Genomic DNA, 17,676 nt, shown 5'->3' on the forward strand with positions numbered 1-17,676 from the left:
TGCAAAATACCTGCTAGGTATGTAGCAATTTATTTAAATAAATAAATGAAATAGGATTTCCTTGCTGCACTGGCCGACATCGATCATCCGGCCGGGTGCAAAGCCGCTTCTCGTCAAGCCGACTTATCCACTCTGCGCAGACTGTGCCGGACGGACTCAACAAGCCTGCTCTCCGGTTCGTCAGCTAGAGCATCGAGAGTCGCTGCGAAACCTGGTGGGCGCTGGCCACCTGCGCTTTGGTGCGCGGACAAGATAACGTCGAATTGGCTGGAAATGCGCTAGCCTGCCGCGCCGCGCAACTGGCGCACCAGTGCATCGGCAAAGGCTTCGAGCGCCAGCACCTCGTCGGCGGCGCCGAGCTTGATGGCTTCCTGCGGCATGCCGAAGACCACCGAGCTGTCCTTGTCCTGGGCGGCGGTATAGGCGCCGGCCTGTTTCATTTCCAGCAGGCCACGGGCGCCATCCGAGCCCATGCCGGTCAGCAGCAGGCCCAAGGCACGGCGGCCGATCAGCTTGGCGACCGAGCCGAATAACACGTCGACGGCGGGACGATGGCCATTGACGGGAGGGTGGTCGTTGAGGCTGATCCGTAACTGGCCGATATGGCCGATCACGGTCATGTGCTTGCCGCCCGGCGCGATATAGACCGTACCCGACTCGACCGGCTCGCCATGGCTGGCCTCGCGTACCGTCAGGGCGCAGAGCGTGTCGAGCCGGCGGGCGAAAGGGCCGGTAAAAGTGGCCGGCATATGCTGCACCACCATGATGGGCGGCATATTGGCAGGCAGATCGGCCAGGATATGCTGGATCGCCTGGGTACCGCCGGTCGACGCACCGATGGCGATCAGGCGGCCATGGCCGTTGACCGGGCCGCTGGGCTTGGGCGCCTGGCTGGCCGGACGCAGCAGGGCGCTGACGGGCGCGGCAGCCGCTGCACGCAGCTTGGCGATCAGTTCGCTGCCCACCTGGCCCAGACTGTCCATCCGTGGCTTGCCCACGCAATCGAAGGCGCCAAGTTCCAACGCCCGCAACGCGGCCTGTGAGCCTTCCTCGGTCAGCGAGGACACCATCAGTACCGGCATCGGCTTGAGCCGCATCAGCTTTTCCAGGAAATCGAGGCCGTTCATCTTGGGCATCTCGATATCGAGGGTGACGACATCGGGGTTCAGGGTGCGGATCAGCTCGCGCGCCGTGAGCGGCTCGGGCGCGGTGGCAATGACTTCCATATCCGGTTCGGCATTGATCAGATTGACCAGGCATTTGCGCATCAGCGCCGAGTCGTCGATCACGATCACCCGAATCAACCGTTTCATCGCACAGCCTCTTTTTCCAGATCCGTGGAGAACAAGGTCACGCCGCCATCCATCTGGCGGTTGTAGAGATGGGCACGGTATTCCAGCTCGCGCTGCACGATGGTGTCGTTATTGACCCGACTGATCCGCTTGACCCATACCTTGCCGCTATCGCTGAAGAAGTAGACCTTGCGCGCCATATTGCCCAGCGTGTCGTTGGCATGCAGCGGAATGGCCTCGGCATCGAGATAGCGGCGGATAAACTCGACATTGCGCCGGCCGATATTGATCCGCGACAGGCTGTGCAGGATATCGCCGCCGCCGAACACCTTGGCGCCCAGATAGCGCCGCTCGGCGCCGAGTTTGATCATGTCGTTGATCAGGGCTTCCATGGCATGGGTGCCGTAGCGGGTCGGCATGGCGATGACCGGCGGCGAGTTGTCTTCGCCTTCGGGCAGCATGAAATGGTTGATCCCGACCACGCCATTGACCGGATCGCGCAGGCAGGCAGTGACGCACGACCCTACCACCGTCACCAATAACTGATCGCGCCGGGTGGCGTAGTACTCACCCGGCAGGATCTTGACCGCTTCACGGTCGAACTGTTTGTCGAAATAGCGGTTGGGTTCGCGCTGTTGACCGAAATAGACACTCATAAGTTACCGATGGACAAGCTGGGCTCAGAACTCGGCCCAGTCCTCCTCTTCCTGCTGTTTATTGGCAGCGGGCTTGCCAGGACGGTTGCTCGGGCGGTTTTGCGCCACGGCCCGGCTGCCTTTGCCTAATCGGGTATGGGATCGCAGGGGTTTGGTCGTGGCAGGGGGTGCACTGGTGGCCGCTGCCGTAGGTAAGGGCTGGCTGCCGCTATGTGGCGTGATCTTGAAGCGATCGACTGCCTGCAACAGCATATTGGCCTGTTCCTGCAAGGACGAAGCGGCCGCAGCCGCCTGCTCGACCAGGGCCGCGTTCTGCTGGGTCACGTCGTCCATCTGGGCAATGGCGGTATTGACCTGTTCGATCCCCACGCTCTGTTCGTTCGACGCCTGCGAAATCTGGGTCATGATGGTCGTGACCTGGCGCACGCTGTTGACCACTTCGCCCATGGTGCTGCCGGCCCGATCGACCAGGGCGGTGCCTGAATTGACCTTCTCGACCGAGTCGCCGATCAGTACCTTGATTTCCTTAGCCGCTGCCGCCGAGCGCTGTGCCAGGCTGCGGACTTCGCCGGCGACCACCGCAAAGCCGCGTCCCTGTTCACCGGCCCGCGCCGCCTCGACCGCGGCATTGAGCGCCAGGATATTGGTCTGGAAGGCGATACCGTCGATCACGCCGATGATATCGACCACCTTCTTCGAGCTTTCGTTGATGGCCGACATGGTATTGACCACCTGATTGACCACTTCACCGCCTTCGGCTGCGATCCCGCTGGCCCCTTCGGCCAGTCCGCTGGCTTCGCGGGCATTGCCGGCGTTCTGCTTCACCGTGGTGGTCAGCTCTTCCATGCTGGCTGCCGTCTCTTCAAGGCTGGCGGCCTGTTCCTCGGTACGTTGCGACAGGTCGATATTGCCGGCGGCGATCTCTTGGGCCGCGATATTGATCGATTCGACGCTCTGACGGATATGGCCGACGATGTCGTGCAGGCTGTTGTTCATCTTGGCCAGCGCCTTCATCAACATACCGGTCTCGTCGTTGCGGTCGGTTTCGATCCGGGCGGTCAGATCGCCATTGGCAACGTTTTCAGCGAGGCCGACGGCGACACGGATCGGCTGCACTACCGATTGAGTAATCAGCCAGGCTGCCACCCCGCCTATCACCAGCGCCAGGACACCCAGCACCAACATCATGGTCTGGGCTGCGTCATAGGCAGCACGCGCTTCGGCGGCCCGCCCGTCGATGCGCTCCTCCTGAAATTTCAAAAAGCCGTTGGCATCGTCGAGCAGCTTGAGCTGGGCCGTTCTGACCTGGGTGTTCAGCATGGTCAGCGCTTCGCTGTCGCGGCCGGATTTGCTGAGTGCCACCACCTGATCGATCAGGGCCGGCATGGCTGCTTCGTTCTGCTTGAGTTCGGCGACCCGGCGCCGTCCTTCCTCGAGAATGGTCAATTGCTCGACTTTTCTGAGCGCCTCGACGGTTTTTTCGTTGATGGCCTTGATATCGCGCTCGGGAGCCGCTTTATCCGCGGCCGACGCAAGCAGCACATCACGGATCGCCACCCGCCGCATACTGACCAGATTGGCGAAATCGGCGGCATATTTGTACTGGGCGACGTTGCGCTCGACGATCTGGGTCAATTCGTCGTTGATAATGGCCATCCGCGACAGGCTCAGCCCCACCATCGCCGTCATCAGCAGCAGCACCAGACCGAAGCCGAGGCCAAGCCGCATGCCGATCTTCATATTCTTCATCTTCCTTCCCCTTCGGTAAGACAATGAGTCAGGTCCGGCCTTCAGGCGGACAGCATGTCGAGCGCGTCAGCCGTCAGTTCCATCTCGCGGCTGGTCAGCAGTTTCTCGATATCGACCAGGATCAGCATCCGCTCGTCGAGCGGGGCGAGGCCGGTGATATAGGCGGTGTCGACGCTGGTGCCGAATTCGGGGGGCGGCCGGACCAGATCGTTGTTGAGCGCAATCACATCGGACACACCATCGACCACGATGCCGACGATCCGGGCCGCGACATTGAGGATGATGACCACGGTAAAAGCGTGGTACTGCGGTTCACCCACGCCGAATTTCACCCGCAGATCGACGATCGGGGCGATGGCGCCGCGCAGATTGACCACCCCGAGAATGAACGGCGGTGCCTGGGCGATCCGGGTCGGGGGTTCATAGCCACGGATTTCCTGCACCTTGAGGATATCGATGGCGTATTCCTCATGACCCAGGGTGAACACCAGATATTCGCGGATGCTGCGTTCGCTGGCCGTTGTCATGACTTGTCTCCCATCAGGCGGCCACCACCTGGGCGATCGGCTCGCTGAGCGTGGCACTGCGCAGCCGGCCCAGCGCTGCCACATCGATGATCAGGGCGACGCGGCCGTCGCCCAGAATGGTGGCACCCGACAGGCCCACCACGCGGCGGTAATTGGCTTCGAGATTCTTGACCACCACCTGCTGTTGCCCCAGCAATTCATCGACCCACAGTGCCAGCCGCTGCCCGGCCGCTTCGATAATCACCACGATGCCGGTGGTCGGGTCGCTGCTGCGCGCCGTGGTGCCAACGACTTCGGCCAGCGACAGCAAGGGCAGATATTCGGCCCGCACCTGCACCACCCGCCCGCGCCCGGCCACGCTGCGGGTCTGGCTGGTGTTGGGCTGGAGCGATTCGAGAATCGAATTGAGCGGCAGGATGTAGGTTTCGCCGCCGACGGCCACCAACATGCCGTCGAGAATGGCCAGCGTCAGCGGCAGCTGGATCTGCATGGTGGTGCCGATGCCCTGGTGCGAAGCGATGCCGACATCGCCGCCCATTGCCTGGATATTGCGCCGGACCACATCCATTCCCACGCCCCGTCCCGATATGTCGGTCACCGTCTCGGCGGTGGAAAATCCCGGCTCGAAGATCAGTTGCCAGACTTCCTGGTCAGGCAGGGTGTCGCTGACCGGCAGGCCATTGGCACGCGCCTTGGCCAGAATCCGTTCACGGCTGAGGCCGGCGCCGTCATCGCGTACCTCGATCACCACATTGCCGCCACGATGAAAGGCACACAGCGTCAGCAAGCCCTGTTCGGGCTTGCCTTGGGCCCGTCGCTGCATCGGTGACTCGATACCGTGGTCAAGACTGTTGCGCACCAGATGGGTCAGCGGATCGACCAGCTTCTCGACAAAGCTCTTGTCGAGTTCGGTCTGCTCGCCCAGCATGCGCAGCTCGACCTGCTTGCCGAGCTTGGCCGCCAGATCGCGCACCACGCGCGGAAAGCGGTTGAAGACCGAGGAGATCGGAATCATGCGGATCGCCATCACCGCTTCCTGCAGTTCGCGGGTATTGCGCTGCAACTGCTCGATACCGCCATGGAGCCGGTTATGCACCAGCGGATCGAGCAGGCCGGCGCTTTGCGCCAGCATCGACTGGGTGATCACCAGCTCGCCCACCAGATTGAGCAGCAGATCGACCTTGTTGACATCGACCCGTATCGTGCCGCTCTCGGCCCGGCTGCGCGGTGCCGGTTCGGGACCGCTTGGCTCGGTGCCGTCGGCCACTTGATCGATGGCCGGAGCCGGTGGGGGTGACGGCGGGGCTGGCGCGTGTTGGGCCAGCGGTTCGAAAAAGCCGTAAGTGCTGCCTTCGCTCTCGGCTGGCGCGGGCGCTGCGGGGTGAAGGTGATCGAACAGGCCCCACTGCGGGGTTTCCTGATAGACCGGGGCAGAGGCGGGCAGCCGGTACAGATGGGTCCGCGAAGGCGGCAGCAGAAAAGCTAGTGCTTCGGTCAGCGGACGCAGGTTGTCCGGACCGAGCAGTTCAGTGCGCAGATGCCGTTCGCCGTGTGGATTGCCATCTTGATGGCAGCCTATCAACTGGCCATGCTGGTTGAGCAGATCGAGCAAGGGGCCGACTTCATCCTGGGGACGCAGATCGAAGCGGATTTCCCAGCGCACCTGGGCCTCATGCGGCTTGGCCGGGGTGTCGTGTTCCTGCTGGAGCCGCAATAGCGCCGTGAGGACCTCGGACAGCGCCAGTGGATCGGCGATCGCGCCGTCGCGGTGCTGCGCCACCATGGCCCCGAGCACATCGCGGGCGCGCAGAAACAGGTCGACCATCCCGGTGTTGAGCGTCAGGGTGTGCTTGCGTACCCGGTCGAGCAGGCTTTCCAGGATATGGGTCAGTTCGCTGATATCGAGAAAACCGAAGATGCCGGCAGCGCCCTTGATCGAGTGGGCGGCGCGGAAGATGGCGTTGAGCGACTCGGTATCGGGGTGGGCCAGGTCGAGTCCGATCAACAGCGCTTCGAGATTGGCCAAATGCTCTTCGGCCTCGTCAAAGAACAAGGGGTGGAACTGCGACAGGTCCTTTTCCATGGCCGGTCAGCCGAGCAGGCGGCGAGCAACATCGATCAGGGTCTGGGGCTGGAAGGGCTTGACGATCCAGCCTGTGGCGCCGGCGGCCCGGCCGAGTGACTTCATATTGTCGCTCGACTCGGTGGTCAGCATCAGGATGGGCTTGCTGCGGTACTCAGGCAGGGCACGCAGGGTCTTGATCAGGGTCAGGCCGTCCATGCCCGGCATATTCTGGTCAGTCAGGATCAGATCGCACGGCTTGGCCTTGGCCTGGGCCAGTCCGGCATCACCGTCGGCAGCTTCGAGCACCTCATAACCGACGCTTTTCAGGGTAAAGCTCACCATTTGACGGATCGATGCGGAGTCATCGACGGTGAGAATGGTTTTTTTCATTGCGGACTTGCCTCCTTGGTACGGACACGGCGGGCGAGAGGCCACCGATGCCGATCAAAACAATTCAAGCTCCCCATGCTGGACCGTGCGTTGGACGACCGGGTTATGCCGCACCTTGGCCGGCGCGGCATGCAAGGCAGCCTGTAGATCGGCCAGGGCCTCGGCGTCGGGCTGGGGCTGGGCCAATACCGGCCGGGCCGATTGCGACAGGATGCTCAACTGCTCCAACCGCTGCTGGGCGTGGCCGAGCAATTGGTTGAGCAGGTCCTGGAACTGCAAGGCCATGGTGGCATCAGCGATCCCCTCCTCGGTCTGGCGGGCCATTTCGCCAAGTACGTGCAGGGCATCCAGTTTGTCGCTGTGGACACGGCGCAGCTCTTCGGTGGTCTTGCTCATCTGCTGGCGGGCGTCGTCGGCCATATTGGCGTCGTGTTGCGACAGCCGGGCCACCACGCGACGCATGCTGTCGATGGCCATATGGACGGCTTCCATCCGCTGGCGGATCTGTTCGCTGAAGGCGCGGGTGTAGTCGGCGAGCTTGAGCACTTCTTCCGCCACCACCACAAACCCCCGACCCGCCTCGCCGGCGCGGGCGGCTTCGATATTGGCGTTGAGCGACAGGAAGTGGGTTTTCTGGGCGATGGTATTGAGCCCGGTCAGAATCTGGTCCATGCCGCCGACCTGCTGGGCGATCTCTCCCATGCTCTGGTCGATGCGCTGGGCCGCCTCGCTGGCGTTGTCGATCTGGCGGTCGAACAGGGCGACGGTGCGACTGATGTCTTCGAGCAGCGCATCGAGCTGGGATGGTCCTTCGCGCGAGCCACCCAGCGTGTCGAGCGCCACGGCGCGCTGTTGCCGGGCGCTGTTGGCCATCTGGGTAAAGCTGCTGGTGAGCCGATGGATCGCGTCTTCGAGTAATTCACGCGCCCGGGCCAGTTCTTCCTGACCGGTGATGGATTCCTCGGCCACCAGGCTTGCATAGCTGACCACCGCCTCCTGACTCGGTGGTGTGCTCTGGATGACGGGGTCGGGTGGCGCTAACGGTGCGGGGCGGCTCCAGAAGGGAAGCGCCAAGGCAAGCCAGGCGGGCAGTGCCACCCACCAGGCGTCCAATCCTGCCACGGCCAGGCCGATTCCGAGCAGGACAGCCGGCAAGGCGATGCTTGCCCATCCTCCTGCGGTGCTCAGGTAGTGCTTGATGCCCATATGCCCACCTTGCTGTGTTTTTGCGAGCGTTGCCAGACGGCGTGCTGAAAACTGTTGGCTTGAATATAGGAAACGTCGCTCGGGAGTTTCTAGCCGAGCAAAAAAATAATTGTTCCGGCACAGGCAGTGAAGGGCATTTACCGCAATAGCTGAGTGTCCGGTTTTGTTAAAAAATCAGGAAAAATGCCTGCAAGATATGGGGCTTTGATCATAAAAAAATAAAATATATTTTTATCGGCGCTTACTGGCTCGACTGGTATTTCGAGCCGGCAGATTTGACGGGAAAGCCACAATGTCCCGGCCAGCATCGCTGTCATGCCCGCTGATACCGCAGTCTGGAAGCGACCTATCTATACTCGCGATCCATGACTGGTCGATTGCTAAGGTGGGCCAATGAATGCCGTTGAGGTGGATTTCTCCCTATTACCCGACGTCGTCACCGAGGTGCAGGAACATTTGCCACAGCTCGAACGCGATCTGCACCAATTGGTGCATACCCCCGATTCGGCCGAGCTGCTGGGCAGTGCGTTCCGGCATATGCACACCATCAAGGGAGACTTCGGCTATTGCGGCGCCACGCCTTTGCTCGAATTCGTCCATCGGCTCGAGAGCGTGCTCCAGGCAATGCGCGATGGCCGCTTTCTCTGTTCGGCACTGGTGGCTGAAGCACTGTTGCAAAGCATGGACCTGGTTCAGTCGATCATGCTGAATCTGGCGCAGGACGAGACCTTCAGCGAAGTCCCGAGCGAGCCGCTACAGGGCCTGATCGACCGGCTGGCGAGTGCGAGGTCGCAGCAGGCGGCCGATCAGGTGGCGCGGCTGGTGTTGTTGGGTCTGCATGGCACCTGGCTGGAAGAGGAGAACGGCCAGCCGCCACCTCCGCCGCCTTCACCAGAAAACCTGGCGCGGGCCTGGGCCTTGGGTCAGCAACTGGAGCTGGCGCTGCTGGCCCGCCGGCCGGACTGGCGGGGCCGTGCCGCGACACAGCAGGCGCTGGTGCTGGCGCTGAACCGTTGCTATCCGAATCCGGTTGACGAGGAGACGCTGAAGCTGGCGGTGTGCTGGCACGAGGTGGGTCTGCTGGCCTTGCCCGATTCACTGCTTTACCAAGCCCCGCAGCCTTCTCCCAGGGCACCCGAGTGGGCGGCCTATGCAGCCTATCCGGGACGCAGCGCCGCCTGGTTGCTCGCTGTTGCCGCCGATTGCCTCGAAGCCGCCCAGATCGTGCGCCAGCACCGCACCTGGGCCAATGGCAAAGGCATCCCCGACCCCGAACACAGCGGCGCCCCTCATCGTGGCGCCTTGATGCTGGCCTGCGCCGACCTGTTTCATGATCGCGTTGCCGGTCTGCAAGGCGAGGAATACCGGCGTGGCGTCCTGCGCACCCTGTTCGATGTCAACGCGGGCCTCGATACCCGTTTCGATGCCTTGCTGGTCAATGCCTTTGCCGCCGTGGCGAAGGATTTTCTGGTGCCGCAGGGAGAATAGCGCCGAGGGATCTTGGCTGAGCATTCCTGCGTGCGGCTGATCACCCCGTCAATCAATTGCCCAAAGTGGCTTAGCAGGCTTGCGCGACCAGCCGGGGTTACTGGGCTGGTTCGCGCACGGTATTGGGGATCTGGCTTACAGCCCTGCCTTTTCGAGCATTTTCGCCAACGTACCGTCTTTTTCCATCAGGGCCATTCCTTGATTAAAGGCGGCGAGTTTTTTCTCATAATCAGGCGCTTTCTTGGAAAGTGCGATAGTCAGGTATTTCTTCTCTATGGGCGGATCGATCCAGCTGACTTTACTGGCTGTTTCCGGAGCCTTGGTCGAAATGAGATATCGGGCCACCCCTTTATCGATCAGTGCCAGATCGATACGGCCGGAAGCGAGTTTGCGCAGATTGGTCACATCGTCACCCACTACATCCACCTTCAACTTCGCCTCATCGAAAGCCTTGGGGTTGGCATAGTCTCTTACCGTCCCGACGGTATAAGGCTTAAGGTCGCTCAGCGATTTGTAGCTGATGGGTTTGTCGTTGCGCATATAAAGCCCGACCTGGGTCTGGGCAACGCGATTGGAAAAGACGAACCACTGTTCCCGCTCGGTGCTGGGCCATAGTCCGGCCACCCCATCGACCCGGCCTGCCTTGGATTCGTGCATCAACCGCGCCCAGGGAAAGAAGCTGATCTTGGTGCTGTAGCCCACCCGTTTGAATGCTTCGTGGGCAATGGCGACCACGATGCCCTGGTCGGGCATGGTGGCGCTCATATAGGGAGGGAATTCTGAGGTGGCGAGATGGACGCTTTCGGCGGCAAGCGCCGAGGAAATCATCGAGATGCCTGATAAAACCACGGTGCCGGTGAGCAGTAGACGACGAAAGCCTGTAGTGACCATCTTGCATACCCCTTATAAGTCAGAAATGGCAGAAAGCCGGGCAATCTCCTTGGCCCGGTTTATCCAGTCTTGATGATGGCCCGGCAAAATACCATCGCATTCGATGAGCCGACGACTGGCGGCCGTGCTGGCTCCCCGCTCTGAGGGTGATCTGCTTTAAAATTTTTATAAAGTTAAATATTTTGCTATTTAAGTGGGACTTGTTTGACGCTGATTTTTATTTTTCTGAGTGGCGCTTGAGTGGTCCGACGATGGCTCAGAAAGACAGCTCGTCAATTCCATACTTGCCCAGAATGGCCTTGAGCTGCCCCGATTTACGGATCGTTTCCAACCCTTGTTCGTAGGCCGCCAGATAAGTCTTGGTGTTTTTGCCGACTGGCGAAAAGCCGAGCCATAGGGCACTGGCTTTAAGGCAACCGGCCTGTCTGGGTTTCGCAAGGCGTTTTTCGTTGAGGAAATGGTTGACGACGGTGGCATCGTCGAGCACGACATCGACGCGCTTGGCTTCGAGTTTGCGGAAATGCTGGGTCAGATAATCCTCATCATGCAGAAAATCGACCTTGCCTGAGCGTTTGCCTTCGCCGTTGATGTATTCATCCACTTCCTTGGAAAAGGTGGTGTCTTTCAAAACGCTCAACCGGATGTTCTTGAGCGAAGGGATACCTTCGTATTGCCAGGTCGAATTGGCCAGTGTGTAGAAACAAGGCTGATAGCGTCCGGTCGAGCGGGCCGGGAAAACCAGATCGGGCACATCGGCCTTGCCGACCCCGCTCATGGCATCCACTTCTCCCTTGCGCACCATGGCGATCTGGCGGGTCCAGGGCACGTCGATATAGCGGACCTGCAGGCCTTTGGTGGCGAAAGCGGCGGTGATCGTCTCTATCAGTGCCCCGGGCTTGACCGGGTCGGTGCAGATATAGGGGCACCAGGGGCTGAGCGAGACTTTGACCACTTCAGCCGCCTGAACCGCCACGGTGGTTCCATAGATCAGACCGGCTGCTAACACACTCATGCGGAGCGGGGACATGGCCTTGTTCCTTCTGTTTGGGGAGGTCTATGGGGTTATAGAAGGTTTTGCTAGCGGGAAAGAAATCGTGACATTGCGCAGCCGGGCTGCTGCGACAGGCCGATTCTCCCGTCCTGTCGCGGCGTCAATGGCAAGGTCGAGGTGTCAGCGCATTTCCGTCTAAATCGACGTCACCAGCAATGCTGGCTGATCGGCCTGGACCTGATGCGCTGTGTACGGACCTTCCGTCTTGCTTTCTGCCAGCCTCGGTCTCCTCGGGAGGCCACCGACGCCAAGCTCGGCGATGTCGAGGACCGGGGTGGCGGAGCCTGGATGCCAGCCAAAGCGATCGCAACCGCCATAGCTGGCCGGGACGACCACGGTATCGCCAGCGAGCAGACGGGTGGTCGAGAGAGGAAGCACCTTATCGACGCCGCGCCAGATCATCGCTTCACGCAGCGTGCCTGGCGCCGGGCAGGGCAGGCTCTGTTCGCGCCGATGCAGTGTCAGATCGCTCAACGGACCGCCTGCCTGCTGCGCCAGCCAGTCGAGCACGGTCCGACACGGCAATGGAAGGGCTTCAGCGGCAGAAGGCGGCTGTTGTTGCAGCAGTGCCGGCCAGTCTTCCACCTCGACCTCGTCGAAGTCCCTCCGCCACAGCAGATTGACCTCGTCGCTCCGGTAGCTGATGCCATGCAGATAAGGGTCGATCGCCGACAGCGGCGTATCCGGCCCGGTCCGCTGCAATAGCTGAAGATGGGTAGGCGTCAGCAAGGGCGCGGGTTCGGCCGGCTCGTCCGGTGGCGGTTGCCGGGCCATCAGTGCCTCAAGCGCTTCGACACCGAAATCCACCTGCTGGTCGATCTGCACACGCGCTAGCCATGCCCAGCATTCGTGCAGGCTTGCTCCGTAGATCGGGTCGGGGCTGGAAGCATTGCGGTGGACGATCACGGCTTGGGCGTCCTCGAAATCGCCGCAGCGGTCGAGCTGGCCCAAGCGCTGCCGCAGCGCCGACAGCCGGGCCGACTCGCTGACCAGGGCATCGAAGTCGAGGTCGGCGCCGACTTCGATGGCCTGGGTGGTGACGACGTAGAGGCGCGGGCCGTCCTGGGTGCGGTTCCGGTTGGCCTGAAGGCGGGGGAGGTATTCCTCCAGCAGGGCGTCGCGCTCGAATGGCCGGCTGCGGCCCAGCAGGAGAATGGCTTCGTCGGCCTGGCCACGCTTTGCCAACTCGGCGCACAGCTGATCGAAGACCGCCCGGGCCGTTGCTACCTGGTTGAGGACGATGCCAACTGCCTTGCAGTGGCGTGGAAACCGGAGGGCTTGGTCGCAGACGGTCTGGTCGAAGTCGGCCTCCCGGCCTTCCTGCTCAGCGTGAACCGCCTCGCTGGGGGAGACGACCAGCCTGACGGGTTTACCGATGGCCAGTCTTTTGCCCAGAACCGGATGCGCATGATCGGCGGCGGTGAGTCCGAGTGGATGCCGACCTGACCGTGCCGGCCTTGTGCCGAGGAGGATAGGCTGAATCTCGGCGCCGTAGCGGCGCAGTCGGCAAAGGGTTTCGAGCAGAGGCTGGACCAGATGGGCTTCATCGATGAGCAGCCGCAGATCGTTGCCTGGGAAGTCTGCTGGCCGGCACAGCAGGCGCGAGCCGAGCTGGTCGATGGTGGCAAGCAGGACGGTCAATTGTCCGGGATGGAACGCTTCATCGTCGTTGTCCAGCATGCCATGGCAGCACCGGACCACCTTGAGCGGCGTCGCATGGCCATCGTGCCCGCGCAGCAAAGGGTGTTCGCCGAGTTGCTGCCTGATCCGCAGGGCACGCTCGAATAGCTGATCGAGCACCAGGCGCCGATCCACCACCACCGCAATCTGCCGTCGTCTGCCTTGCAGGGCCTGGAAGACGGCCGCATCGAGCAGGGCGCTTCTGCCGGTGCCGGGGGGTACCGTGACGCAATCGATCTCATCGAGCCGCTCCGCGGCCTCCACTTGCCAGGGAAAAGGCGGGTAGCCATGCACTGCGCTGAAGAATTCACTGAAATCCATGCTGCCTCTCCTTCTCCAGAGGTCGCAACAGGCCAATACTGAAATATCGCCAACGTCCAGCAATCCCCACGCCCGCCGCTCTCGGCAGACGGACCGGCACCGGCTCGGCCACACGGGAAAACTGGGCTGGACGTCACAGAAGGTGCGGCAGCGGCTTGAGCCACTGTCCCGCGACCCGCTGCCTCACCCCTTATGCATCCTCCGCCACCCGCAAGGCTCGCCTGCCGCTGAGCATCGAGGGCAGACGCTCGTCAGCATAGGTATGCAGCACCTCAGGCCGCCAACCAAGACCCGATTCGCGCGCCGCCTCGAGGCTGTCGCGCAGCAGCGCCAGCGTGGCCTCGCGCTCAAGCGGCAAGGTGGTCCGTGCTTCCGGGGTGGAGCCGACGATGTCGAGTCGAGGGACTTCCTGCGCAATCAGTTCGTAGCCCGAGGGCAGGTGGCAGCCCATATCGAGCATCACTACCAGGCTATAGAGCCCCAGCGCCGCGATCACCAGCTGCCCGGCCTGATCGCGTGCTTGCTGGTAGCGGCCCTCGGCATCTTCAAAGCGCAGCCGGCGCAAGGCGGTCAGCGACAAGACGCTGGTCAGCCGGGCTTCGCGGATCACCGCATCATCTGGCCTGGACGCCGGCAGGATAGGCTCAGGCCCCGGAACGGGAGCCGGCCGTTTGCTTCGTTCCTGGCGGCAAAGGTGGCTATCCCTCTGCTTGTCGTCTCCAGTCGGACACTCCGCCAGTCGACTGTCGAGACCGACGATTTCACTGCGGATCAGCCCTGGCAGCCGACGGTCGCCAAGCAATAAGGTCAGCGGTGCGTGTTCGAACAGCGCCGTAGCGCGTTCAGGGCAGGCCGCAGCGAGGGCACGGCCGATGGCCGTGTGGAGAAACGGCGTGCCGTCAAGCAGTGAGCCTTGCAGCGTCGTGTCATGCAGACGCTGCGGCAGATCGAGTACCGAATAGTGTTCCAGGCCATGAGCCGTTTCGAGATGGAGCACGATATCGGGGTAGTGGATTTCGCCGCGCTGCGCCGCTTCCCAGATCGCGATTTCCAGCCGTCTGGCCTGACGCTGTACCGGATCGAGCACCACTGTCCGGCAGGAGGCAGCCAAGTTGGGGTGATCGGTCGAGACTGGATGCGGTGGTGGGAAAGGCGCTGTGCTGTCTGGGGAAGCGGTCGGTCGAGGGACCCTGAGCATGGCCGGTTCGAGACGCAGCGTGATCCGTAACAGGCTGGCCTGATGCACGGCTGCGGTGATAAGCGCGCGTAGCGGGTCCGGCATGAGGCTTCTCCTCCTGGGAATAATGTTTATGGCCTAGCTAGAGTCATAAACATGCGCCGGTGACTTCTCAAGCAAAGCGCTGCTTTTCGTTTCTTTTTCTCATTTTCTGTGGGTATTCCAGTTTTTCCCCGGGCTTTCACGGTACGGTTGTCGTAGTTCGCTGCACAGGAAATCGGGTCGTGCGATGGTGCAGGCAAATCGACTTGACACGGCCGCCTTTCCACCTAGGACGATACCCAGGTCGAAAAATACCGACCCGCGTCCAGACTGGCGTTGCGGGGAGCGGCTGTGGATCTCGCTGGAAAACCCCCTGTAAAAACAAGCAAATAGCCTTACTATTGGCTCCTGCTATCGAACATCTGGTGAGAACGCGCCATGAAGTGGACGGGTACAGTCCGGCGGCAATACAACCGTTTTGCCCTTTATCTTTCCAAGCGGACCGGCATTGCCGAAGACCGTGCCCATCAACTGCTGCGCTTATTGCTGGCTACCCTGTTCGTGGTGGCGTTGGCCGCGGCCTCGCATGCATTGTTGAGCACCAAGGTTGCCAGTCCCGAAGTGGGCAAGGTAGGGGTGGACCGGCTGGTCAATCAGCTCGCTGCCATCGACCGTATCGACGTCTATGGCGTCAATGGCAATGCCGAGCAGGTCGAGCTGTATACCCGCTGGCGCGATGGCCGGACCACCGTTTCCAGCGTACCGCGCACAACCTACGCCAATCTGGAAAGCTCGGTGCTGGTGCCCAAAGGGGTGCCGGTGGCCTTCAAGGAAGATACCGAGCGTCCCGGCGCCTACCCGGCACTCGAGCGGGCGCGCTGGGTGATGTTGCAGATGGCACGCGATGGCAGTCTGCTGATTTCCCTGCTGCTGCTGGTGATGATCCTGCGCACCATGGGCTTTGCCGGCGGCTCGCGCTTCACGGTCATCATGCCCAAGACCATCGAGGGCAATGTGGACGATCTGGTCGGTATGGAAGACATCAAAGCCGAAGTGCTGATGCTGGCCGACCTGTACAACAAGCGCGACGTGTTTCGCTCACATGGCATCCAGCGGGCCTGGAACGTCCTGTTCTCGGGGCCTGCCGGGGTCGGCAAGACCAAGTTTGCTTCCTATCTCGCCAAATCGCTCGATGTGCCGATGCTGTTCATCGATGGCTCGCGGCTGGAGGACGGCTTTGTCGGCGGCGGTTCGCGCACCCTGCATAAGCTGCATAAGAAAGCCTCTTCCTACGGTCGCTGCATCGTATTCATCGATGAGGGCCAGTCGCTGCTGATGCGGCGCGGCACCGATAAGCGGGCCCGCTGGGAAGACGATACCCCCAATACCCTGCTGTCGCTGCTCGACGGTGTGCGTACCAGCGCCGATGCCGAAGTGATCTGGATCATTGCCAGCAACTTCGACCAGCACACTTCGGCGATGGATGAGGCGGTACTGCGCCGCTTCCAGCTCAAGGTGAATTTCCGTCTGCCCAATCTGGCCGAGCGCACGGCGATGCTGGAGCGCTTCATGACCCGCCGCCATAGCAGCGTACGCGTCGAAGACCTCGATTTCGGCATGATCGCCGAGGCGACCGCTGGCCTGTCGCCGGCCCATCTGGAGATCGTGGTTGACCAGGCCTCGCTGATCGCGATCCGCGAAGGCCGGCCCGTCGATGGCGAGTTGCTGATGCGCGCCCTGGAGCGCACGGTGCTGGGCCTGACCGACCGTGCCCAGACCCATCAGCGCGAAAAGGAACGCGAAGTGGTGGCTACCCACGAAACCGGCCACTTCCTCGCCGCCGTGCTGCGCTATGCCGACCAGGGGCTGACGCTCGAAGAGGCCAAGCTGCGCAGCGACATCATCAAGATTTCGACCGAATCGCTGTCGAGCCTCGGTGCGCTGGGCTTTGCGATGAATTCGCAGTCCGAAGTGAAGCTGTTCAGCGAAGACGATCTCGAATGGAAGCTGCGCGGCCTCTACGGTGGCCGGGCGGCCGAGGAAGTGGTGTACGGCAAGCGCCAGATCACCACCGGCGCCAAGAACGATATCGAGCGTGCTTCCGAGATGCTGGTGACGATGGTTAGCGAATGCGGCTTCCATCAGGCAAGCCCGGTCAATCTGACCCGCTATCGCGGCGGCGACGGCCAGCCGGTGATCAGCGCCCAGGAAGAAGCCGTGGTGCTGGATGTGTCGGCCCGGCTCTACCGCGATACCTGCGAGCGTCTACAGGCCAGCCTGCCTGCGCTGCTGCGCATTCGCGACCAATTGCTCGAACGCTATACGCTGGACCGGAACGAGCTGTTCGAACTGCTGGCCGAAGATTGGCCCGGCGGCCGCTCCGGTGTGACGGTGGAGCCGGCCAACGCCGAGTCGGCCTGGACCGCTGTCGATAAGGAATTGTCTGAAGCCGTCGCCAGGGCGGCCTAGCGAAGGAGTATGAGTGGGAGTGCAAGTTGTCCGGGGAGTTTGGGTCTCTCCGGACATTTTTTTGCTCGCATGCCGCCCTGCCGCACGGCGGCTTTTGCCCATATTACTGAGCCAAATCGCTGTGCCGGGACGTTAATTGCGATTACGGCGTCACCGACTGGGTCGGACAGTTGGCCCTTTCACCCGACAAATAAAGCATGCCGGGAATTTCCTGCGGATTGGGGCCGATGCCGTTCAGTGTCCCCTTATATTTATTGTGCAAAATGATAATGTGCGAGCCGCATTCATTGCGCAGTACCCGATTCATATTAAAAGGCACGGTAATGCTCTCTGTCACGGCCTCCGGCGTGCCCTCGGTCGTGGTGGTGGCCCAGGAAACAATCTGACCCCCCTGACAGCGCAGCAGCGCGGATTCGTAATAGTAACTGCCATCAGGCATCCGCTCGGATGTGGCGGCGATTTCGAAACCGATTTCGCTGGTGCCCTGGCGCGGATCGCAAGTTCCGGCCTGGGCCAGACCAAACAGCGCAACAGCCAGCAGCGATTGAATAAAGGCATGACGCCGGCCAAGTTTTTTCATAAATTTTCCTCCTGAAGAACAGCATGAATGCCTGCGTGCAGTTTAAGCACTGCATGGGCAGATTCATATTAGGCTGATTGCAGGTGGGTTTG

Annotated in this window: 14 protein-coding genes; 2 read left to right on the top strand and 12 right to left on the bottom strand. The window is 61.7% G+C overall.

The window, feature by feature from the left end; genetic code table 11:
- Positions 1–278: 278 nt before the first annotated feature.
- The 7 genes from ACFOW7_RS18805 to ACFOW7_RS18835 are packed head-to-tail and all read right to left on the bottom strand — an operon-like array spanning position 279 to position 7,885.
- The gene (locus ACFOW7_RS18805) at positions 279–1,313 is read right to left on the bottom strand and encodes a protein-glutamate methylesterase/protein-glutamine glutaminase (RefSeq protein WP_378167276.1); all 1,035 of its coding nucleotides are present in this window, start codon (positions 1,311–1,313) and stop codon (positions 279–281) included.
- Positions 1,310–1,948: a chemoreceptor glutamine deamidase CheD gene (gene cheD, locus ACFOW7_RS18810; RefSeq protein WP_378167278.1), complete on the bottom strand. Its 639-nt coding sequence runs from the start codon at positions 1,946–1,948 to the stop codon at positions 1,310–1,312. Before cheD ends, ACFOW7_RS18805 begins: the two co-directional genes overlap by 4 nt.
- A gap of 24 nt (positions 1,949–1,972) precedes the next feature.
- On the bottom strand, positions 1,973–3,697 hold the full coding sequence (locus tag ACFOW7_RS18815) for a methyl-accepting chemotaxis protein (RefSeq protein WP_378167280.1): 1,725 nt from the start codon (positions 3,695–3,697) through the stop codon (positions 1,973–1,975).
- 41 nt (positions 3,698–3,738) lie between these two features.
- Positions 3,739–4,224, bottom strand: a complete 486-nt coding sequence (locus ACFOW7_RS18820; protein WP_378167283.1) for a chemotaxis protein CheW — start codon at positions 4,222–4,224, stop codon at positions 3,739–3,741.
- A gap of 13 nt (positions 4,225–4,237) precedes the next feature.
- Complete coding sequence (locus ACFOW7_RS18825; protein ID WP_378167285.1) at positions 4,238–6,307, bottom strand: chemotaxis protein CheW; 2,070 nt, start codon at positions 6,305–6,307, stop codon at positions 4,238–4,240.
- A 6-nt stretch (positions 6,308–6,313) separates the two neighbouring features.
- Positions 6,314–6,679 carry a response regulator gene (locus ACFOW7_RS18830; RefSeq protein ID WP_378167287.1) on the bottom strand — a complete coding sequence of 122 codons (366 nt, stop codon included), beginning with the start codon at positions 6,677–6,679 and terminating at the stop codon, positions 6,314–6,316.
- A gap of 54 nt (positions 6,680–6,733) precedes the next feature.
- Positions 6,734–7,885 carry a methyl-accepting chemotaxis protein gene (locus ACFOW7_RS18835; RefSeq protein ID WP_378167289.1) on the bottom strand — a complete coding sequence of 384 codons (1,152 nt, stop codon included), beginning with the start codon at positions 7,883–7,885 and terminating at the stop codon, positions 6,734–6,736.
- Between the two features lie 393 nt (positions 7,886–8,278).
- Between ACFOW7_RS18835 and ACFOW7_RS18840 the strand changes: the two genes are divergently transcribed.
- Entirely contained in the window at positions 8,279–9,373 is a 1,095-nt protein-coding gene (locus ACFOW7_RS18840) for an Hpt domain-containing protein (RefSeq protein ID WP_378167292.1), read from the top strand.
- A gap of 135 nt (positions 9,374–9,508) precedes the next feature.
- On the opposite strand, the gene ACFOW7_RS18845 is transcribed toward ACFOW7_RS18840, so the two are convergent.
- The 4 genes from ACFOW7_RS18845 to ACFOW7_RS18860 all read right to left on the bottom strand — a co-directional run bounded on the left by ACFOW7_RS18845 (position 9,509) and on the right by ACFOW7_RS18860 (position 14,598).
- On the bottom strand, positions 9,509–10,264 hold the full coding sequence (locus ACFOW7_RS18845; RefSeq protein ID WP_378167294.1) for a substrate-binding periplasmic protein: 756 nt from the start codon (positions 10,262–10,264) through the stop codon (positions 9,509–9,511).
- Between the two features lie 256 nt (positions 10,265–10,520).
- Positions 10,521–11,291 carry a substrate-binding periplasmic protein gene (locus ACFOW7_RS18850; protein WP_378167296.1) on the bottom strand — a complete coding sequence of 257 codons (771 nt, stop codon included), beginning with the start codon at positions 11,289–11,291 and terminating at the stop codon, positions 10,521–10,523.
- 159 nt (positions 11,292–11,450) lie between these two features.
- The gene (locus ACFOW7_RS18855) at positions 11,451–13,316 is read right to left on the bottom strand and encodes a hypothetical protein (protein WP_378167298.1); all 1,866 of its coding nucleotides are present in this window, start codon (positions 13,314–13,316) and stop codon (positions 11,451–11,453) included.
- Between the two features lie 190 nt (positions 13,317–13,506).
- Entirely contained in the window at positions 13,507–14,598 is a 1,092-nt protein-coding gene (locus tag ACFOW7_RS18860; protein ID WP_378167300.1) for a type I-G CRISPR-associated protein Cas7, read from the bottom strand.
- A 375-nt stretch (positions 14,599–14,973) separates the two neighbouring features.
- Between ACFOW7_RS18860 and ACFOW7_RS18865 the strand changes: the two genes are divergently transcribed.
- Complete coding sequence (locus ACFOW7_RS18865) at positions 14,974–17,004, top strand: AAA family ATPase (RefSeq protein ID WP_378167302.1); 2,031 nt, start codon at positions 14,974–14,976, stop codon at positions 17,002–17,004.
- Between the two features lie 142 nt (positions 17,005–17,146).
- On the opposite strand, the gene ACFOW7_RS18870 is transcribed toward ACFOW7_RS18865, so the two are convergent.
- Entirely contained in the window at positions 17,147–17,584 is a 438-nt protein-coding gene (locus ACFOW7_RS18870; RefSeq protein ID WP_378167305.1) for a hypothetical protein, read from the bottom strand.
- Positions 17,585–17,676 lie beyond the last annotated feature (92 nt).

Source organism: Chitinimonas lacunae (assembly GCF_042650885.1).
GTDB classification, from domain to species: Bacteria; Pseudomonadota; Gammaproteobacteria; order Burkholderiales; family Chitinimonadaceae; genus Chitinimonas_A; species Chitinimonas_A lacunae.